Origin of the sequence: Streptomyces sp. NPDC006261 (assembly GCF_040613515.1) — a bacterium.
GTDB lineage: Bacteria > Actinomycetota > Actinomycetes > Streptomycetales > Streptomycetaceae > Streptomyces.
Genome location: NZ_JBEXSI010000025.1, coordinates 33,575 through 52,832, shown reverse-complemented (window position 1 = coordinate 52,832; position 19,258 = coordinate 33,575). Strand labels below are relative to the sequence as shown.

15 protein-coding genes are annotated in these 19,258 nt (G+C 68.6%); 3 read left to right on the top strand and 12 right to left on the bottom strand.

Annotated features, from left to right (window positions below):
* Window positions 1-130 precede the first annotated feature (130 nt).
* The 9 genes from ABZ154_RS18260 to ABZ154_RS18220 all read right to left on the bottom strand — a co-directional run bounded on the left by ABZ154_RS18260 (window position 131) and on the right by ABZ154_RS18220 (window position 13,342).
* A complete protein-coding gene (locus ABZ154_RS18260; RefSeq protein ID WP_356833756.1) occupies window positions 131-1,762 on the bottom strand; it encodes an ABC transporter substrate-binding protein in 1,632 nt (543 codons plus the stop codon).
* Window positions 1,763-1,929: 167 nt separating this feature from the next.
* Window positions 1,930-3,072 (bottom strand): dipeptide ABC transporter ATP-binding protein, encoded by a 1,143-nt coding sequence (locus tag ABZ154_RS18255; protein WP_356833754.1) that lies wholly within the window; start codon window positions 3,070-3,072, stop codon window positions 1,930-1,932.
* On the bottom strand, window positions 3,065-4,123 hold the full coding sequence (locus tag ABZ154_RS18250) for an ABC transporter ATP-binding protein (RefSeq protein WP_356833752.1): 1,059 nt from the start codon (window positions 4,121-4,123) through the stop codon (window positions 3,065-3,067). Before ABZ154_RS18250 ends, ABZ154_RS18255 begins: the two co-directional genes overlap by 8 nt.
* Window positions 4,124-4,134: 11 nt before the next feature.
* Window positions 4,135-5,097 (bottom strand): ABC transporter permease, encoded by a 963-nt coding sequence (locus ABZ154_RS18245; RefSeq protein ID WP_356833750.1) that lies wholly within the window; start codon window positions 5,095-5,097, stop codon window positions 4,135-4,137.
* Entirely contained in the window at window positions 5,090-6,016 is a 927-nt protein-coding gene (locus tag ABZ154_RS18240) for an ABC transporter permease (protein ID WP_356833748.1), read from the bottom strand. Before ABZ154_RS18240 ends, ABZ154_RS18245 begins: the two co-directional genes overlap by 8 nt.
* A 93-nt stretch (window positions 6,017-6,109) precedes the next feature.
* Window positions 6,110-7,732, bottom strand: coding sequence for an ABC transporter substrate-binding protein (locus ABZ154_RS18235; protein WP_356833746.1), 1,623 nt, complete (start codon window positions 7,730-7,732; stop codon window positions 6,110-6,112).
* Between the two features lie 547 nt (window positions 7,733-8,279).
* The gene (locus ABZ154_RS18230; RefSeq protein WP_356833744.1) at window positions 8,280-8,432 is read right to left on the bottom strand and encodes a hypothetical protein; all 153 of its coding nucleotides are present in this window, start codon (window positions 8,430-8,432) and stop codon (window positions 8,280-8,282) included.
* Window positions 8,433-8,594: 162 nt separating this feature from the next.
* Window positions 8,595-10,466 carry a translational GTPase TypA gene (gene typA, locus ABZ154_RS18225; protein WP_356833742.1) on the bottom strand — a complete coding sequence of 624 codons (1,872 nt, stop codon included), beginning with the start codon at window positions 10,464-10,466 and terminating at the stop codon, window positions 8,595-8,597.
* Between the two features lie 377 nt (window positions 10,467-10,843).
* The gene (locus tag ABZ154_RS18220; RefSeq protein WP_356833740.1) at window positions 10,844-13,342 is read right to left on the bottom strand and encodes an ABC transporter substrate-binding protein; all 2,499 of its coding nucleotides are present in this window, start codon (window positions 13,340-13,342) and stop codon (window positions 10,844-10,846) included.
* Window positions 13,343-13,668: 326 nt separating this feature from the next.
* Between ABZ154_RS18220 and ABZ154_RS18215 the strand changes: the two genes are divergently transcribed.
* Complete coding sequence (locus tag ABZ154_RS18215) at window positions 13,669-14,862, top strand: PP2C family protein-serine/threonine phosphatase (RefSeq protein ID WP_356833738.1); 1,194 nt, start codon at window positions 13,669-13,671, stop codon at window positions 14,860-14,862.
* A gap of 222 nt (window positions 14,863-15,084) precedes the next feature.
* On the opposite strand, the gene ABZ154_RS18210 is transcribed toward ABZ154_RS18215, so the two are convergent.
* Entirely contained in the window at window positions 15,085-15,507 is a 423-nt protein-coding gene (locus ABZ154_RS18210) for a MarR family transcriptional regulator (protein WP_356833736.1), read from the bottom strand.
* A gap of 191 nt (window positions 15,508-15,698) precedes the next feature.
* On the opposite strand from ABZ154_RS18210, the gene eno reads away from it, so the two are divergent.
* A complete protein-coding gene (gene eno, locus ABZ154_RS18205; RefSeq protein WP_356833734.1) occupies window positions 15,699-16,991 on the top strand; it encodes a phosphopyruvate hydratase in 1,293 nt (430 codons plus the stop codon).
* A 58-nt stretch (window positions 16,992-17,049) separates the two neighbouring features.
* Here the strand turns inward: eno and ABZ154_RS18200 are convergent, their stop codons facing one another.
* Window positions 17,050-17,436 carry a hypothetical protein gene (locus ABZ154_RS18200; RefSeq protein ID WP_356833732.1) on the bottom strand — a complete coding sequence of 129 codons (387 nt, stop codon included), beginning with the start codon at window positions 17,434-17,436 and terminating at the stop codon, window positions 17,050-17,052.
* Window positions 17,437-17,914: 478 nt separating this feature from the next.
* On the opposite strand from ABZ154_RS18200, the gene ABZ154_RS18195 reads away from it, so the two are divergent.
* Complete coding sequence (locus ABZ154_RS18195) at window positions 17,915-18,913, top strand: glycoside hydrolase family 6 protein (protein ID WP_356833730.1); 999 nt, start codon at window positions 17,915-17,917, stop codon at window positions 18,911-18,913.
* Between the two features lie 130 nt (window positions 18,914-19,043).
* Here the strand turns inward: ABZ154_RS18195 and ABZ154_RS18190 are convergent, their stop codons facing one another.
* Window positions 19,044-19,220 (bottom strand): hypothetical protein, encoded by a 177-nt coding sequence (locus ABZ154_RS18190; protein WP_356833728.1) that lies wholly within the window; start codon window positions 19,218-19,220, stop codon window positions 19,044-19,046.
* Between the last annotated feature and the right edge of the window lie 38 nt (window positions 19,221-19,258).

Here is a 19,258-nt window from a genome sequence, read left to right as displayed (position 1 = left end):
GGCTCCGGGGGTCGGGGCGAACGGGCGAGAGGCGGAAGGCCCAACCGGGCGGAAGGCCGAACCGGGCTGGAGAGCGAAACGGACGGAGGGCCGGGACGCCCGGGGCGCCCCGGCCTCCGGCCTCAGCGGGTCACTTGACCGTGATCTCCGTGTAGACCGGCACGCTGAACGGGTTCAGCTCGACGTTGTCGACACGCTCCGAGTAGCCCGCACTGCCGTTCTGATACCACAGCGGGATGGAGGGCATCTGCTCGACGAGGACCTTCTCCGCGTCCTGGAACGTGGTGATGGCCTTCGCCTTGTCGGTCTCGGCGTTCGCCTTGTCCACCAGGTCGTCGAAGTCCTTGTCGGTCCACTTGCCGTCGTTCGACGGGGCGTTGGTGTAGTAGAGCGGCTGCAGGAAGTTCTGGATCAGCGGGTAGTCCATCTGCCAGCCCGCGCGCCAGGGACCCGTCATCTTCTGGGTGGAGACCTGGTTGCGGAAGTCGGCGAAGGTACCGACCGCGCCGCCGACGCAGGACTGGTTGTTGCCCATGACGTTGTTGATGCTGTTGCAGACGGCGTCGACCCACTCCTTGTGGGAGCCGGTGTCCGCGTTGTACGAGATCTTCAGCTGGCCGCCGGGGATGCCGCCGCCCTCGTCGATCAGCTTCTTGGCCGCGGCCTTGTCGTACGTGCACTCCTTGCCGCAGAGCCCCTTCTTGAAGCCGCCCTCCTCGCCGAGGACCGGGGAGGTCCAGTCGGACGCGGGGGTGCGGGTCTTCTGGAAGATCTGGTCGGTGATCTGCGCCCGGTTGATCGCCATGGAGAGGCCCTGCCGGACCTTGCGGGCGTTGTCGGTGTCCCACTCCTTGTCGTAGAACGGGAAGGAGAGGGTCTGGATGATGCCGGCGGCGGTGTTGATGTACCGGTCGCCGAGGTCCTGCTCGACGTTCCTCAGCTGGGAGGCGGGCACGTCGTCGACGAGGTCGAGGTTGCCCGAGGTCAGGGAGGTGTAGGCGGTGTTGTTGTCGGTGAAGACCTTGAGGTCGACGCCGCCGTTCTTCGCCTTGTCGTCACCTGGGTAGTCGTCCCAGCGGCGCAGGTTCATCGCGGAGCCCTTGGCGTACGAGTCGATCATGTACGGGCCGTTGCCGATGGGCTTGGAGAGCCAGGCGTCGTGGTCGTCGTAGAACGCCTTGGGCAGGGGCACGAAGGCGGAGTAGCCGAGGGTGTCGGGCCAGAGGGAGAACTTCTGGCTGAGCTTGGCGGTGAAGGTCAGGTCGTCGACGACCTTGAGGCCCGAGAGGGTGTCGGCGGAGGCGGAGCCGGACTCGGGGTGGACCTTGTCGTACCCCTCGATGTACTGGAAGAAGTACGCGTTCTTCTGGTTGTTCTTCAGCGCGGCGCCGTAGTTCCAGGCGTCCACGAAGGACTTGGCGGTGACCTTCTCTCCGTTGGAGAAGGTCCAGCCGTCCTTGAGTTTGATCGTGAAGTTCTGGGCGTCGCTGGAGTCGATGGACTCGGCCAGCATGTTCTGCGCCTCGCCGGTCCTGGGGTCGTACCGGATGAGCCCCCGGAAGACCATGTCGAGGACCTTGCCGCCCTGCACCTCGTTGGTGTTCGCGGGCTCCAGCGGGTTCTGCGGGTCGCCCCAGGAGGAGCTGACGATCCCGTCGGCGCCGCTGCCGCCGCTGTCGTCGCCTCCGCCGCCGCAGGCCGTCGCTGCGAGGGCGACGGCCACCGCACATGCGGCCCACCTGGTCCGTGTGGCTCCGCGCATGAAGTGCCTCCTAGAGTCATCGAGTAGCTCAATGCCTCATACCACCGCATACCGCCACGCATCGCATGCGGGCTTACCCCGTACGGGCACCGGGTCGGCCGGACGCACGGATGCCCGGCCCCCTCCAAGAGGGCCGGGCATCCGACGTACCGCTACTACGCGTTCGGTTACGCCGCGTGCACGACGTCCTTCTCCTCGGCGAAGTGGCACGCCGACTCGTGCGCGGCGGGGCCACCCGCCGTGACGAAGCGCTCGGGGATCGCCAGCAGCGGCATCTCCGTGGCGCAGCGCTCCTCCGCCTTCCAGCACCGGGTCCGGAAGCGGCAGCCCGACGGCGGGTTCGCCGGTGACGGAACGTCACCGGTGAGGATGATCCGCTCGCGGCCCTCGCGCGCGGAGGGGTCCGGCACCGGCACCGCGGAGAGCAGCGCCTGGGTGTACGGGTGCGTCGGGTGGTCGTAGATCTGCGTGTCCGTACCGATCTCGGCCATCTTGCCGAGGTACATGACGCCGACCCGGTCCGAGATGTGCCGGACGATGGAGAGGTCGTGCGCGATGAAGAGGTAGGAGAGGTTGAACTCGTCCTGGAGCTTCCCCATCAGGTTGATGACCTGCGCCTGCACCGACACGTCGAGCGCGGAGACCGGCTCGTCGCAGATGATGATCTCCGGGTTGAGCGCGAGGCCGCGGGCGATGCCGATGCGCTGGCGCTGGCCGCCGGAGAACTGGTGCGGGTACCGGTTGATGTACTCCGGGTTCAGACCCACGACGTCCAGGAGCTCCTGGACCTTCCGCCGCCGGTCGCCCTTCGGCGCCACCTCGGGGTGGATCTCGAACGGCTCCCCGATGATGTCGCCGACCGTCATGCGCGGGTTCAGCGAGGTGTACGGGTCCTGGAACACCATCTGGATGTTGCGCCGCACGGCCTTCAGCGCACGCCCGGACAGCTTGGTGATGTCCTGGCCCTTGTAGAAGACCTCGCCGGCGGTCGCCTTCTCCAGCATCATGAGCAGCTTGGCGACGGTGGACTTGCCACAGCCGGACTCGCCGACGATGCCGAGCGTCTCGCCCTGGAAGAGATCGAAGGAGATCCCGTCCACGGCCTTGACCGCGCCGACCTGCTTCTTGAAGAGGATGCCCTGGGTCAGCGGGAAGTGCTTGACCAGGTTGCGCACCTGAAGGATCGGCTCGCCCCGCTCGACCGGCGCCTCGATGGCGGCGACGGCCTCGTCGACGGTGGCGGCGTCGACCGTCTCCACCTCGGTGACGTGGGGGGTGGCGTCCACGGACTCCTTGTCGAGCTCAGCCATGGATCGTCTCCTTCCAGAAGTGGCACGCGCTTCCGCGGCCCGGCAGGTCGGCGCCGTCGCGCTCGGTGACCGGGTGCAGCAGCGGGATGTCCGTACGGCAGATGTCCTCGGCCTTGGGGCACCGGGGGTTGAACGCGCAACCCGCCGGGATACGCGTCAGGTTGGGCGGCAGGCCCTTGATCGCGTAGAGCTCCTGGCCCTTCTGGTCCAGACGCGGGATCGAGTCGAGCAGACCGCGGGTGTAGGGGTGCGACGGGCGGCTGTAGAGCTCGTGCACCGGAGCGGTCTCCACGATCCGGCCCGCGTACATCACCGCGATCTTGTCCGCGACGTCGGCGACCACGCCGAGGTCGTGGGTGATCAGGATGAGCCCCATGTTGTACTCGCGCTGGAGCTCCGCGAGCAGGTCCATGACCTGGGCCTGGACCGTCACGTCGAGCGCGGTGGTCGGCTCGTCCGCGATGATCAGGTCGGGCTCCAGGGCGAGTGCCATCGCGATCATGATGCGCTGGCGCATACCGCCGGAGAACTGGTGCGGGTAGTCGTCGACCCGCTCCTTCGACGCCGGGATGCGGACCCGGTCCATCAGCTCGATGGACCTGAGCCTGGCGTCCTTCTTGGACATGCCCAGGTGTACGCGGAACATCTCGCCGAGCTGGTAGCCGACGGTCAGGACCGGGTTGAGCGAGGAGAGGGCGTCCTGGAAGATCATCGCGACCTTGCGGCCACGGATCTTGCGGCGCTCCTCCTCGGACATGGTGAGCATGTCCTTGCCGCGGAAGAGGATCTCTCCCTGCGGGATGCGGCCCGGCGGCATGTCGAGGATGCCCATGATCGCCTGGGCGGTCACGGACTTGCCGGAGCCTGACTCGCCGAGCACGGCCAGCGTCTCACCGGCGTCGACGGTGTAGTTGACACCGTTGACCGCCTTGGCGACACCCTCGCGGGTGTGGAACTCCACGTGCAGGTCCCGGACTTCGAGCAGCGGACCCTGGTGGTCCTCCTCGCCGCGAGGGGCGGGGACGTTCGCAGTTTTTTCCATGGTGGTCACGTACGCCTCCCTCAGCGCAGCTTGGGATCGAGGGCGTCGCGGACCGCGTCGCCGAGCATGATGAACGCCAGCACGGTGATGCTGACGAAGCCGGCCGGGAAGAGCAGCGGGTGCAGCGCCTCGCGGATCCGCCCCAGGGACTGGTTGATCATGACGCCCCAGGAGATGGTCGGCTCCTGGATACCGACACCGAGGAAGCTCAGCGTGGCCTCGGCCGAGATGATCACGCCGAGCGAGATGGTCGCCAGCACGATCAGCGGCGTCAGCGCGTTCGGCAGCACGTGCCGGAACATCAGCCGGCCGGTGGAGGCTCCGAGCGAGCGGGCGGCGGTCACGTAGTCGGACTGCTTGGTCTGCATGGCGGTGGACCGCATGATGCGGGCCATGCTCATCCAGCCGAGCACGGTGAGCGCGGTGAGCACACCCCAGATGCCGCCGATACGGAATCCGTCGTCGTCGCGGAAGCTGTTGAGGATCACGATGGCGCCGACCAGGAACGGAATGCCCATCACGATGTCGATGCCACGGGAGATGACCGCGTCGACCCACCGGCCGTAGAACCCGGCGACGAGGCCGAAGATCAGGGCGATGAGGGCCGATCCCGCAGTGGCGAGGACGCCGACGGTGATCGAGGTCCGGGTGCCGTAGATGGTACGGGCGTAGACGTCGCAGCCGCGGGCGTCGTAGCCGAACCAGGCGTCGGCGCTGGGCTTCTGCAACGAGCGGCCGAGCTCGCACAGCTGCGGGTCGGCGCTGGCGAACAGGGACGGGAACGCCGCCATCGCCACCAGCACCAGGATGATGCCGGAGGGGATCAGGAAGAGCGGCCGGCGAACGAGGTCGCGGACCGCGTCCTGGAGGAGGCTGCGCGGCTTGGCAAGCTCCTTCACGGGGGCCTTGGAGGCCTCGGCCGAGCCGGCCGGGGGCTCCTCGCCGGACGCCGGAGCGACGGAAGTCTTGGTTGCGTCACGCATAGCGAATCCTCGGGTCAAGCACGGCATAGAGCAGGTCCACGACGAGCGCCATCACCACGTAGACGATGACGAGAAGGGTCACGAAACCGACCAGCGCCGGTCCGTCCTCGATCTGGATCGCCTTGAAGAGGTTGTAGCCGACACCGGGGATGTTGAAGATCCGCTCGGTGACGATCGCGCCGCCCATGAGTGTTCCGAGGTCCGCGCCGAGGTACGTGACCACGGGGATCAGCGAGTTCCTCAGGACATGGATACCGGTGATGCGGGACGGGGAAAGGCCCTTCGCCTTGGCCGTGCGCACGTAGTCCATGCGCAGGTTCTCCGCGACGGAGGCCCGTGCGAGACGTGCGATGTAGGCGAGCGAGACGGAACCGAGCACGAGGCCGGGCAGAAGGTAACTGACGAAACCTTCGTTGGTCCCCGAGACGGGGAAAATGCCGGCCTTGACGCCCAGGAAGATCTGGCTGACCTGCCCGAGGACGAAGATCGGGACAGCGATGACGGTCAGCGTGGAGAGCAGGACAAGGTTGTCCAGGAACTTCCCGCGCCGCATGCCCGCCATCACACCGGCTGCGACACCGATGATCATTTCGAAGACGAAGGCGATACCGGCGATGCGGAGGGTCTCCGGCCACGCGTCGGCGATCATCTCGCTGATGGGACGGCCGCCACTGAGGCTCGTCCCGAAATCACCCTGGACCAGACCCGCGAGGTAGTAGCCGTAGCGGATCGGCAGGGGGTCGTCCAGGTGGTACTGCGCGGTCAGCGCAACTCTGATGCTTTCCGGAACAGGTCGCTCTCCGTACAGGTTCTGTACCGGATCGCCGCCCATGGCGGTGACGAGAGCGAAGACCAGAAAGGTGGTCCCGATGATGACCGGGAGCATCTGGAGCAGCCGTCTTGCGACGTAGCGGCCCATGGTTCCTCCTCGTGGGAACGACGGGGGGCGGATTGGGTCCGCCCCCCGTCGTCAGGCCCTAATTTTTGACTGCTGCGTCATGGAAGACGCAGGTCAGGACTTCTCGACCTTGGTGAGTTCAACCTGGTTGAACAGGTTCATCTCGACGTTCTTGACGTTGGTCGAGTGACCGAAGACGTTCTTGCCGAAGCGCAGCGGGATCACCGGCATGTCCTTGGCGAGGATGTCCTCGGCCTCCTGCCACTTCTTGATGGCCTCGGCCTCGGTCTTGGCCTCGCGGCCCTCCTGAACGAGACGGTCGAAGTCCTTGTTGCTGTAGCCGTAGTAGTTCGAGGAACCCTTGGAGCTGTACAGCGGGCCCAGGTAGTTCTCCATGGACGGGTAGTCCATGATCCAGCCCATGCGGAACATGCCGGAGAACTTCTTGTTCTCGACCTGCGTCAGCAGCTCGGCGAACTTCGGCACGGCCTGGCTCACGCACTTCAGACCCAGGTTCTTCTTCAGCTGGTCACACGTGGCGTTGACCCACTGCTCGTGACCGCCATCGGCGTTGTGGCCGATGTTGATCTTGTTGCCGTCGATGCCGCCGGCCTCGGCGAGCAGCTTCTTGGCGGCGGCCGGGTCGAACTTGCAGGCCTCGCCACAGGTGTCCTCGCGGTACCCGCCCACGACCGGGGAGACGAAGGAACGCGCGGAGGACTGCGAGTCCTGGAAGACGACCTTGATGATCTCGTCGCGGTCGATGGCCATCGAGATGGCCTTGCGCACGCGCGCGTCGCTGTACTTCTTGTCGTACGTCGGGAAGGCGACGAACTGGAAGGTGGACGCCGTCGACGTCTGGAAGCGGTCGCCGAGCTCGCCCGGAGCGGTACCCATGACCTCGGTCGGGATCTGGTCCACGATGTCGAGGTTGTTGGCGAGCAGGTCGTTGTACGCGGTGTTCTGGTCCTGGAAGATCCGGAACTCGACCGAGTCGACCTTCGGCTTGTCACCGAGCTTGTAGTCCTTGTAGGCCTTGACCTTCACGAACTTGTCGTGGTTCCACTTGCCGTCCATCTGGAACGGACCCTGGCCGATCGGGGCTTCCTCGTACGCCTTGAGGTCGGCGAGAGCCGCCTCCGGCATCGGGTAGAAGACCGTGTAGCCCAGGACCGACTTGTAGCCGGCGAACGGGGCCTTGAGGGTGACCTCGATGGTCTTGTCGTCGAGCGCCTTGAGGCCGGAGAGCTCCTTGGCCTTCGGCTCCGCGGCCTTCTTCGGGCCCTCCTCGCCGTCCGGGTCGACGGGGTTCATCTCGTCGTAGCCCTGGATGGTGTCGAAGAAGTAGTTGCCGTCGGCCGCGTTCGGGCCGTAGGCACCCCAGTTCCAGGCACCGACGTAGTCCTTGGCGGTGACGGGCTTGCCGTCGTGCCAGGTGGCGTCCTTGAGCTTGATCGTCCAGACCTTGTTGTCCGGGCTCTCGATGGACTCCGCCGCGGCCAGCACCGGCTGGTTCTTCGCGTCGAAGTCGACGAGCGGAGTGAACAGGCCCGAGAGGACCTGCGAGCCACCGGACTCGGTGGTCGACTGCGGGACGAGGCGCTTGGGCTCGGCGATGTTCATGCTGAACCCGCCGCCGGAGCTGCCCTTGTCCTTGTCATCGCTACCGCCACCGCCACAAGCGGTTGCGGCCAGGGCGACGACTATCGCGCACCCGACCATCTTGGAACCACGCATGGGTTCTCCTCCTCAAGAGTCCACTTTTGATCACTGCGAGAGGGGCACTGGTACGTCGCCGACACCCCTGACGGCGACGAGCAGTAACCCCGAAGTGTGCTCGTGAGTCGGCGCTCCCCACAGCGCGTGACCCATTGACCCGAGCTCAATGGAGCCAACTATTGAGTACGGCCGAGCCGTAAACCACACTTAAAGGGTCTCGGTTTGACAACATCACCGGCCCTCGGATGACCGAAATCCGGACAAAGTGATCCTAGACAGACGCCCGCGAAACGGACTGTTAACGCAACTTCCGGAGCACGACGGTCGCTATCCGGACATCGGGCCAGCAGCCGGACGCCCAAAAGGAGTTGCTCCGGGGCCGTGCTCATGCCGGTGACACTTCTCACGAAACAGGGGCGATAAACGACGAACGGCCCGGCCGTCGCGGTGCATCCACGACGGCCGGGCCGCATACGCGTTGACGGACCGCCAGCTTCCGGCCATCCGTTCCGGCGCGGTTTCGTCAGCTGTACAGACAGGCCGTGCTGGTGACCTGAGAGGTGTACTACGTCGTCACGTACCGCGAGGCGGCCACGTAACGCCAGCCGTTGCTGCTCGCGGCCTTGGCCCAGAAGGTCTGGTTGTGGGCGTACGTGCCGACGATCGAGTAGTTGGTGCCCGGGCCGCTGCGGATGTTGACGCCGGCCGTGGTGGTCACCTTGTACTTGCACCACTTTTCGGACGCGGCGGCCAAGGGCCCACTTCGAGGGCGGGAGGTCACAGCCTCTACCGGAACGCCCCATCTGGAAGGGGAGCAGCCCCTTCCCGGCCCGAAGACCCGGGCGCTGTGGCGGTGCCACAGCGCCCGGCACGGGGTACGTCAGCGCTTGGCGCGGGAGGCGGCGCGGCCGCGCTCCTTCTGGTCCAGGACGACCTTGCGGATACGCACGGTCTCCGGGGTCACCTCGATGCACTCGTCGTCGCGGCAGAACTCCAGGGACTGCTCCAGGGAGAGCTTGCGCGCGGGCACCACGTTCTCGGTGGTGTCCGCGGAAGCCGCACGCATGTTGGTGAGCTTCTTCTCCTTGGTGATGTTCACGTCCATGTCGTCGGCGCGCGAGTTCTCGCCGATGATCATGCCCTCGTAGACCTCCGTGGTGGCCTCGGTGAAGATGACACCGCGCTCCTGCAGGTTGACCATCGCGAACGGCGTCACGACGCCCGCGCGGTCCGCGACGAGAGAACCGTTGTGACGGGTGCGCAGATCGCCGAACCACGGCTCGTGGCCCTCGAACAGGGAGTGCGCGATGCCCGTACCGCGGGTCTGGGTCAGGAACTCCGTACGGAAGCCGATGAGGCCGCGGGACGGGACGATCCACTCCATGCGGACCCAGCCCGAACCGTGGTTCGTCATCGTCTCCATGCGGCCCTTACGGGTCGCCATGAGCTGCGTGATGGCACCGAGGTGCTCCTCGGGCGAGTCGATGGTCATGCGCTCGATCGGCTCGTACGTCTTGCCGTCGACCTGCTTGGTGACCACCTGGGGCTTGCCGACCGTCAGCTCGAAGCCCTCGCGGCGCATGGTCTCGATGAGGATGGCCAGGGCGAGCTCACCGCGGCCCTGCACCTCCCAGGCGTCCGGGCGCTCGGTCTCCAGGACGCGGAGCGAGACGTTACCGACGAGCTCGCGGTCCAGACGGTCCTTGATCTGCCGGGCGGTGACCTTGTGGCCCTTGCCGCCCTTGCCGACGAGCGGCGAGGTGTTGGCACCGATGGTCATCGAGATGGCCGGCTCGTCGACCGTGATCAGCGGCAGCGCGATCGGGTTCTCGGGGTCGGCCAGAGTCTCGCCGATCATGATGTCCGGGATACCGGCGATGGCACAGATGTCGCCCGGGCCGGCCTTCTCGGCGGGCTTGCGGGTGAGCGCCTCGGTCATCAGCAGCTCGGTGATGCGGACGTTGGACATCGTGCCGTCACGCTTGATCCACGCGACGGTCTGGCCCTTGCGCAGCTCGCCCTGCTCGACACGGCAGAGCGCGATACGGCCGAGGAAGTTGTCGGCGTCCAGGTTGGTGACATGTGCCTGGAGGGGGGCGTCGTCGTCGTACTCCGGGGCCGGGACCGCGGAGAGGATCGTGTTGAAGAACGGCTCCAGGTTGGAGCTGTCCTGCGGGGCGGTGCCGTCCTCGGGCTTGGTCAGCGAGGCGACGCCGTCACGGGCGCAGGCGTAGACGATCGGGAACTCGATCTGGTCCTCGTCGGCGTCGAGGTCCAGGAAGAGGTCGTACGTCTCGTCGATGACCTCGGCGATCCGGGAGTCCGGGCGGTCCGTCTTGTTGATGCAGAGGATGACCGGCAGCCGGGCCGTCAGCGCCTTGCGCAGCACGAAGCGGGTCTGCGGGAGCGGGCCCTCGGACGCGTCGACGAGCAGCACGACGGCGTCCACCATCGACAGGCCGCGCTCGACCTCACCGCCGAAGTCGGCGTGGCCGGGGGTGTCGATGATGTTGATCGTGATCGGGTCCCCACCCTCCTTGGGGTGGTACTTCACCGCCGTGTTCTTGGCGAGGATCGTGATGCCCTTCTCACGCTCCAGGTCGTTCGAGTCCATCATGCGATCGTCGAGGTGCTCGGCGGCGTGGGCGGCGAACGCTCCGGCCTGCTTGAGCATGGCGTCGACCAGCGTGGTCTTGCCGTGGTCGACGTGGGCGACGATGGCTACGTTACGGATGTCGTGGCGCGTGGGCATGGGTGGCTTGCGCTTCTCTCGGATCGTGGGATCAGGCGTCTCAGTCGGTCTTCGAGTCCTCGTACGCCCGCCGGGCGGCACGCCACGGCTCGTCCCATGGTACGGGCCTTGCGCGTGCCGGGCTTCCCGGGCCGATCCGCGCATGCGGTCTTCCCGTGTGATTCAACCGATATTCAGCCGGTGTCAAAGAACAGCTGCGGCCGTTGGGGGGCCGCGTGGGGGAGGGTGTGAGGAGGGTCGAACGGCCCGGGTCAGGGCGGTTACCACCTTGCCCGCCGGGGTCGCCGACGGGCAAGGGTTTTGAGCAGCATCTGAGCTTGCGCAAACCTTTGACCTGCTGTTTTCTCCGCTGACCTGCTGGTTCTTCCGGTGACCTGCTACTTCTTGCGATCTGCGGGGGAACCTGCCGCTTGCCGGTCCGTGAACCCGATGTCCTGGTAACGGGGGGCCGCGAAACCGAAGGCGCCGACGTTCGCCAGCTTCTTGTCCACCGCGACGAGTTGCGGTCGCTGGAAGAGCGGAATCGATCCGGCAGCGGCCCAGATCCGGGCGTCCGCCTGCTTCATCAGCTCCCGTGAGGCCTTCTCGTCGAGCTCGGCGACCGCCTGGTCGAAGAGCTGGTCGATGTGGTCGGTGCCGACCCGGGTGTAGTTCTGCTCGACGAGGAGCGACCCGTCGGTGGCCGGTTCCGGCTTGGCGTAGATCGGGCGTCCGTCGGTGGCCGGGTAGGCCGTGGCGGGCCAGGAGTAGAGCGCCAGGTCGTAGTCGCCGGAGGCGATGTGGTCCTTGAAGTAGCTCTCGTCGGGCACCTTGGTGATCTCCGTACCGATGCCGATCTTCTCCAGCATGGCCGCGATCCGCTCGCCCACGCCGCGCAGCGACTGCGAGCCGTCGCCGGACGGGAGCACGAAGCGCAGGGTCAGCGACTTGCCGTCCTTCCCGAGCGGCCCCTTGACCGAGGCGGGGGCGGGGGCCGCGGTGCCCAGGGGGGCGTACGCTCCGGCGGCTCCACCGGGCTGCTTGTCCTGGGCGGTGGCCTTGTCCTGGGCGGTGGCCTTGTCCTGGACGGTGGCCTGGTCCTGCGCGGTGACCTTCGAGGCGGCGTCGGCGGTGGTGCTGTCCTCGCTCACGGCGCTCGCCTGACGGAGCAGGGCGAGGCTCTGGGCGGCGGCGGCCCGGGACGGGGAGAGAGCGTGGGTGGCGGTGGAGGCGTCGGGAGCCCGGACGGGTCCGGCGCCCGGCTTGTTGTCCTGGCCGACGATGTAGAGGCCCTCGGCGCGGGAGGCGGCGCTGTCGTCGGAGCCGGCCGCGGCCCGGTCGGCCTTGTCCTCGTCCTTCTCGGTCTTGTCGGCAGCCTTCTTCTCCGCCTTCTCCTCGGTCTTGTCGGTCTTGTCGGTCTTCTTCTCGTCCGCCTCGGCCTTCTCCGTGTCGTCCTTGTCCGCGTCCTTCTTCTTGTCCTCGGCGTCCTTTTTCTCCGCCTCGCTGCCCGCCTTGGTGTCCTTCGGCTTCTCGGCCGCACCGCCCTGCGTCCACCCCGCGTCGGCCAGCAGGGCCTGGGCCTCCTTGGTGTTCTGGTCGCCGAGCGCCCCGCTGCCGTCCTTGTAACCGGGCTGTCCGGCCAGGGCCAGGTGGCTGCCGAGCGGCTTCGCCGGGAGCCCGAGCGGCTTCAGTACGGTCTCGGCGAGCTCCTGGCGGTCCAGGGCTCGGGCCACCGCCCGGCGGACCCGGTCGTCCGCGAGCGGGCCGGACTCGCCGTTCAGCGCGAGCTGGGTGTAGGCGGGCTCCAGGGACTTGCGTACGACGTATCCGCGCAGGGCCTTCTGCTCCGCCCCGTACGCGACGACGGCCTTGCGGTTCCTCTCCCGGGCGGCCTGGGCGATCTCCGCCTGCTCCTCGTCGGAGCCGTGGGCCAGGGCCCAGGAGCGCAGGGCTGCGGCGGGGGTGAGTTCGGCGCCCGGGCCGTGGGTGAGCGGCTGGCCGTTGCTGCCCTCGCGGAGGGCGAGGGCGATGCGGTTGGCGGTGGTGGCGTCGACGTCGGTGATGTGCACGGTGCCGTCGGCGAGGGCCTTGGTGCGGTCCGCGGGCGCGACGGCACGGAAGACGAGGCTGTCCAGCTTGGCCTTCTCGCCCCACCAGCGGGGGCTGCGGACGAGGGTGACGGTCCCCTTGGCCTTGCTCACGCCCTTGAGCTGGAAGGGTCCCGCGGTGTTCTTCAGGGCGGTGCGCGCGCCGTCGTTGAAGGTGTCCGGCGAGCCGGTGATCTCCTTCGGGTAGAGCGGCGAGAAGAGCGAGCGCCAGTCCGCGTACGGCTTGGCGAACGTGACCCTGACCTGGAGGTCGTCGGCTCCGCGCTCGATCTTCTCGATCCGCTCGTAGCCGGCGTTCCGGGCCGTCCAGAAGGCCGAGTCCTTGCCGCTGAGCGCCCGCCACTGGGCGACGAAGTCGGGGGCGCCGATCTCACGGCCGTCGCTCCAGACCGCCTGCTGGTTGAGCTTGTAGAGCACGACCTGCTTCGGCTCGCGCTCGATGATCTTGGCCGACTCCAGGTAGTCCGGGTTGAGCTTCGGCTGCCCGGCCGCGTCCATCGGGAAGAGCGTGGGCAGCAGGGCCCCGGTGATCTTGGTGGTGGCGCTGTCGGCGTCCGCCTGGAAGGCGTTGAGGGTGGCGGGCATCGCGTCGACGGCCCAGGTCACCGTCGATCCGTCGGCGACCCGGTCGCGGGCGGCGGGGGCGATGTCCTGCGGGACCCCCCGGGAAGACTCCTCGGCGCTGGAGCTGCACCCCGCCAGCGCGGGGATCGTGAGCACCCCCGCCGTGAGGAGCGCGAGCCAGCGGCGCTTTCGTACCGTCCCGCGCGGGACGCCGACGTGGGACATGGCTGATACCTCCGGGGCCGGCCCGGACCACCCCGTACCGGAATGGACCGGATAGTGCGTGCTTGGTGGCATTTGCAGTTGATCACACTGATTCCTGCCACCCACTGAAAGCGCCTCCGCGCGGGAGGCGGCGCCGACACGGCCGACGGGGACGACAAGCTCACCCGCCCGGAGGAACGTTCTGGCGCCACCGGGGCGCCCGCGGTGGCCCCGTCGACACCTCGACCGCTTCAGGGGCATTTATGGCCATAAACCAGCCAGGTTTCTCTGACGGGGCACTGAGTCAGGGCTGGGAGGGCATAAGCAACTCTCTACCCGAGGAGGTTGTGGTGAGCGACAGGACGGGGCTGGCCGCAGTGCTGGCGGCCGCAAGGGATGCCGCGCCGGTGAATTCTCTCGATGTCGTGGCGCGCGACCTGCGCACCCGGTTCGGTGCGCGGTACGTGTCGTTCCTCTTCGTGGACGTGGTCGGCAATCGCCTCCTGCGGGTCAACGATATGGCCGACGCCTCCCCGAAGGACCGGACCGAAAGGGTGCCCCTGGCCGGCAGCGGCATCTACGACAAGGTGCTGCGTTCCCAGAAGCTGATGCAGGTGGAGCAGGACGGAAAGGGCCGGCGCGTACTCGCTCCTGTGACCAACCGCGGTGACACCATCGGCGTGCTGGAGCTGTTTCTCGAAGCCGTCACCGAGGACGTGCTCGCACAGGTCGAGGAGGCCGCGCACGCGCTGGCGTACATCATCGTCGCCGACCGCCGCTTCACCGACCTCTACCACTGGGGAAACCGCACCACGCAGGTCAGCCTCGCGGCGGAGATCCAGCGCCAGCTCCTGCCCTCCGCCCCCTCCTGCGAAGCGGCGGAGTTCACCCTCGCCGGGGCCCTGGTTCCGGCCTGCGACATCGCCGGGGACACCTACGACTTCAGTCTCGACAACGGCGCCGTTCACCTGTCCGTCACCGACGCCATGGGCCACGACGTCAACGCCTCGCTCATCGCCACCCTCGTCGTGAACGCCTCGCGCGGCGCCCGCCGAGCCGGAGCGGAGCTCGCCGAGCAGGCCCGCCAGATGCATCAGGCCCTTCTCGATCACGGCAACAAGACGTTCGCCACCGGTCAGTTGCTCCGCATCGCCCTGGACGGGAGCCGCGCCCAGCTCGTCAACGCCGGCCACCCCGGACCGCTCCGGATGCGCGACGGCTCGGTCCAGGAGATCCCCCTGCGGGTCGACATGCCCTTCGGCTTCCCTCCGCAGGGTGCTTACCAGGTACAGGATCTCGACCTGCGCCCCGGTGACCGTATCCTCCTGTTCACCGACGGCGCACAGGAACGTGAAGCGGAGACGGTGGACCTGCCCGCGCTCTTGGCCCAGACCGCAGCCGAGCACCCGCGTGAGGTCGTCCGCACCCTGGTCACCGCGGTCGCCGACGCCCACGGCGGCCGCCCGCCCAGGGACGACGCCACCGTCCTGTGCCTGGACTGGCACGGCCCCCGGAGCGAGACCCGCCGACCGGACGCCTGAGTCGGCGCCGGTGCCGGTGCCTGAGCCGGTGCCGGTGCGGGCGCCGGGCAGCGTCAGCCGGAGGGGGTGGTTGCCGAAGGAGTGCGGGCGATACGCGTCAAGGCGGGAAAGTGCTCGGCCTTCCCGTTCGCCGCGTCGGTCGGGATAGGACGAGCGCGAGGCGGGGCGCCTGGGAACTACCCGTGCAGCGCCACCCGTTACCGGCCGGCCGCGCCCGCCTCCTCAGTGCGCCGCGAGCCTCTCCACCAGCCCGATGCCCCGCGCCAGCAGCTCCCGCTCCTCACCCGTGAGTTCCGACTCGATGGCCCGCGCGAGCCAGTCCGTCCTGCGCCCCCGCTCCTCCTCCAGCAGCGTCTGCCCGGCGGTGGAGAGTTCGACCAGGCTCTTGCGGCCGTCGGTCGGGTGAGCACGACGGGTGATCAGGCCCTGGTCCATGAGCAGGCCGACGGCCCGGGCCATGGACTGCGGGCGGACCCGCTGGTCGGCGGCGAGTTCGCTGGTCGTCATCGCACCGCTGCGGTCCAGCGCGCCGAGGACGGCCACCTGGCCGAGCGGCATCTGGTCCTCGAGCTTCACGCGCCGGGTGAGCTTGCCCATCGCCGTGCGCAGTTCGGCCGCGACGGCGGCGGATTCCGGTTGGGACATACCGAATTTTAACGCGGGCGCGCTGGACAGCCGCCCGCCGTTCACACAGCAGAACTGCGCAGTCCACCTGCACAGCAAAGCTAAACAGCACAGCTGAACAGCATTGCTGTAGAGTCTACGGAGCCGGGCCCCGCGCCACCGTCGCCGCAGCCGAACCCGGCGGAACACATGCGACAACGGGAGGGCATCCCATGACCGCCATCACCTCCGTCACCGGCCGCACCGTCCTCGACAGCAGGGGCAACCCCACCGTCGAAGTGGACGTGGAACTGGCCGACGGGTCCATCGGCCGGGCCGCAGTCCCCTCCGGCGCCTCCACCGGCGCCCGCGAGGCCGTCGAGCTCCGCGACGGCGACCCGGCCCGCTGGCACGGCAAGGGCGTCGACCAGGCCGTACGCAACGTGAATACGGAGCTGGCCGCCGCCGCCACCGGGCGCGAGGCCGAGGACCAGGCCGGCCTCGACGCCGTTCTCGTCGCCGTCGACGGCACCCCCACCAAGTCCCGGCTCGGCGCCAACGCGATCCTCGGGGTCTCCCTGGCCGCCGCGAAGGCCGCGGCCGCCGCCCACCGCCTGCCGCTCTACCGCTACCTCGGCGGTTCCGACGCCCGACTGCTGCCCGTACCGATGATGAACATCGTCAACGGGGGCGCGCACGCCGACAATCCGCTGGACTTCCAGGAGTTCATGATCGCGCCGATCGGTGCGGAGACCTTCGCCGAGGCCGTACGCATGGGGTCGGAGGTCTTCCACACCCTGCGCCGCGACCTCCTCGCCGCCGGGCACTCCACCGGCGTGGGCGACGAGGGCGGTTTCGCGCCCTCCCTGCGCACCGCCGAGGAGGCCCTCGACTTCGTGGTGGCCGCCGTCGAACGCACCGGGTACCGGCCGGGCACCGACATCGGCCTGGTCATGGACCCCGCCACGTCCGAGTTCTTCCGCGACGGCGTCTACGACTACACCGGGGAGGGCGTACGCCGCACCCCCGCCGAACAGGCCGACTACCTGGTCAAGTTGATCGACGCCTACCCCATCGTGTCGATCGAGGACCCCATGGCCGAGGACGACCTCCCGGGGTGGCGGGACCTGACCGCCCGCGTCGGCGCGCGCTGCCAGCTCACCGGTGACGACGTCTTCTGCACCAACGAGGCCATCCTGCGCGAGGGCATCGGCTCCGGCGTCGCCAACTCCGTTCTGGTGAAGGTCAATCAGATCGGCACCCTGACGGAGGCCCTCGCCACCGTCAACACCGCCCACCGGGCCGGCTACACCGTCGTCATGTCCCACCGGTCGGGAGAGACCGAGGACACGACCATCGCGGACCTGGCGGTGGCCACCGGCTGCGGTCAGATCAAGACCGGTTCGCTGTCCCGTTCCGACCGCACCGCCAAGTACAACCAGCTCATCCGCATCGAGGAGCAGTTGGGGAGCAGCGCTCAGTACGCGGGCGCGCAGGTGTTGCGGGCCGGCACAGCAGCGAGCTGAACGGCCGAAGGGGCCGGGAGCTCGCGCTCCCGGCCCCTTCCTCATCGTGCTGCGTGGTTCAGTTGCCGATGCCGGAGCTGCCCACGCCCGAGTTGCCGATGCCGTGGCTCCCGAGGCCCGTGTTGCCGAGACCCGCGTTGCCGATGCCGCCGTTCTCGATGCCCGCGTTGCCCAGACCCCAGTTGGCGATCCCGGCGTTGCCCAGACCCGAGTTGGCGATGCCCGCGTTGCCGGCGCCGGAGTTTTCGATGCCGGCGTTGCCCAGGCCCCAGTTGGCGATGCCCGCGTTGCCGGCGCCGCCGTTGTGGAGGCCCGCGCTCCCGACGCCCGTGTTGCCGATCCCGGAGCTGCCCACGCTGTCGGCGCTCGCCGTACCGGCGCCGCAGAGGGCCAGAGCGGCGGCGGCACCGAGCGCGGTCGTCACACGGATAAGGGTCGTGCGCATCGTGGCATACCTCCCATTTAGGAAATCTTGCTGCTATCCCTAGCACGCGGCCGGGCAGGATACGGGGATGACCGCCGGAAGCCGCCGTACGCTCACCGGCCCGAGTGATTCCTACGGCCCGTCCGGCGGGTCAGGGCGGGGCGCCGCGGGGTCCGGCCACCCGCCGACGACGGCGTCCACCGCTTCCATCGTGCGGTCCACGACGTCCCAGTCATGTACGGAGGGGTGTCCGGTGAACAGCCCGCCGAACCCGGCGGCCGCAGCCGTGCCGGACTCATTGACAGCCGGCCGCCCCGCTGTCACCGTCTCGTCTGACGGCGGCAGTCCCCGGACCCACCCCCGCGCCATGGGCCCACCCCCGCGCCATGGGCCCACCCCCGCGCCATGGGCCCACCGCACCCCCTCCCCCACCCCGCGCCCCCTCCCCCACCCCTCGGCCGCCGTGGAGTGGGAGCGCTCCCAGAGAAGGGCCGCACTCGTGAGAAGACTCCTCCGTACGCTCGCCGCCTCCGCGTTCGCCTGTCTGCTCCTCCCCCTCGGCGCCGGGCCGGGCAACGCCACCGCACCCACCACCGCCGCAGCCCAGGCCGACCCCATCGGCATGACCAGCGGTTTCTACACCGACCCCTCCTCCGGCCCCGCCGCCTGGGCCGCCGCGAACCCCGGCGACGGGCGGGCCGCCGCCATCCGCGACAACATCGCATCGCGCCCCATGGCCCGCTGGTTCGGTGCCTGGAGCGGGGACATCGGGGCCGCCGTCGGCTCGTACGTGGGCGCCGCCGACGCCGCCGACAAGCTGCCCCTGCTCATCGCGTACAACATCCCCGGCCGCGACGCCTGCGGCGGCCACTCCGGCGGTGGTGCGGGCACCCCGGCCGCGTACCAGGCCTGGATCTCCGCCTTCGCCTCGGCCATCGGCTCGCGCCCCGCGCTCGTGGTGATCGAGCCCGATTCGCTCGGCGACTTCAGCTGCCTGAGCCAGGCCCGGATCGCTGAGCGCAACGGGATGCTCCGGGGCGCCCTGGCCCAGTTCCGCGACCGCGCGCCCAACACCTGGACCTACCTGGACGCCGGAAACCCGGCCTGGATCGGCGCGGCCACCATGGCCCAGCACCTCGACGGCGCCGGTGCCCGCGAGGCGCACGGCTTCTCGCTGAACATCTCGAACTACTTCACCACCGGCGAGAACACCGCCTACGGCAACGCCATCAGCTCGGCGCTGTCCGCGTCCTACGGCTACACGAAGCCGTACGTCGTCGACACCAGCCGCAACGGCAACGGGGCGAACGGCGGGTGGTGCAATCCCGGCGGACGCCGGATCGGGGCCGTCAGTCAGACGGGCGGCGGGGGCGGCGCCGAGATGCTGCTCTGGCTGAAGACCCCCGGGGAATCCGACGGCGACTGCGGGGTCGGCGGCGGTTCGGCGGCGGGGCAGTTCCTGCCGGAGGTGGCGTACAAGATGATCTTCGGGTACTGAGGACCCGGACGGCGGCGGCGGGTGGCGGGGCCTGGTCCGGACAGGAGGTCGGGCGGAAAGCTGCCGCCTGCCGCATGAGTGCGGCCACCCTGCGAGTCAGGGTGGCCGCACCATGGTTTCTCTGGTTCTTCTAGTTCTTCTGGTTCTTCTGGGACCTGATGATCACGAGGACCGTGAGCGCGCCGCAGGCCAGGCCCGCGAGTGCCCAAGGGACGCTCGGGCTACCGCCATTGAGGTGGTAGCCGATGGTGCAGAAGATGAGCGTCTCGATCAGGACGATGACCAGCCACCAGCGTCTTCCTGGCATCCCGCCCCTCCTTTCGGTTCATGAGATGAGGAGGTGCC

What these genes read in the sequence shown, in the direction of transcription:
- ABZ154_RS18210 (WP_356833736.1), bottom strand. Translation starts at nt 15,507, where the DNA reads ATGTCCCAACCGGAATCCGCCGCCGTCGCGGCCGAACTGCGCACGGCG.
- ABZ154_RS18235 (WP_356833746.1), bottom strand. Translation starts at nt 7,732, where the DNA reads ATGCGTGGTTCCAAGATGGTCGGGTGCGCGATAGTCGTCGCCCTGGCC.
- ABZ154_RS18245 (WP_356833750.1), bottom strand. Translation starts at nt 5,097, where the DNA reads ATGCGTGACGCAACCAAGACTTCCGTCGCTCCGGCGTCCGGCGAGGAG.
- ABZ154_RS18260 (WP_356833756.1), bottom strand. Translation starts at nt 1,762, where the DNA reads ATGCGCGGAGCCACACGGACCAGGTGGGCCGCATGTGCGGTGGCCGTC.
- ABZ154_RS18220 (WP_356833740.1), bottom strand. Translation starts at nt 13,342, where the DNA reads ATGTCCCACGTCGGCGTCCCGCGCGGGACGGTACGAAAGCGCCGCTGG.
- eno (WP_356833734.1), top strand. Translation starts at nt 15,699, where the DNA reads ATGACCGCCATCACCTCCGTCACCGGCCGCACCGTCCTCGACAGCAGG.
- typA (WP_356833742.1), bottom strand. Translation starts at nt 10,466, where the DNA reads ATGCCCACGCGCCACGACATCCGTAACGTAGCCATCGTCGCCCACGTC.
- ABZ154_RS18240 (WP_356833748.1), bottom strand. Translation starts at nt 6,016, where the DNA reads ATGGGCCGCTACGTCGCAAGACGGCTGCTCCAGATGCTCCCGGTCATC.
- ABZ154_RS18190 (WP_356833728.1), bottom strand. Translation starts at nt 19,220, where the DNA reads ATGCCAGGAAGACGCTGGTGGCTGGTCATCGTCCTGATCGAGACGCTC.
- ABZ154_RS18255 (WP_356833754.1), bottom strand. Translation starts at nt 3,072, where the DNA reads ATGGCTGAGCTCGACAAGGAGTCCGTGGACGCCACCCCCCACGTCACC.
- ABZ154_RS18200 (WP_356833732.1), bottom strand. Translation starts at nt 17,436, where the DNA reads ATGCGCACGACCCTTATCCGTGTGACGACCGCGCTCGGTGCCGCCGCC.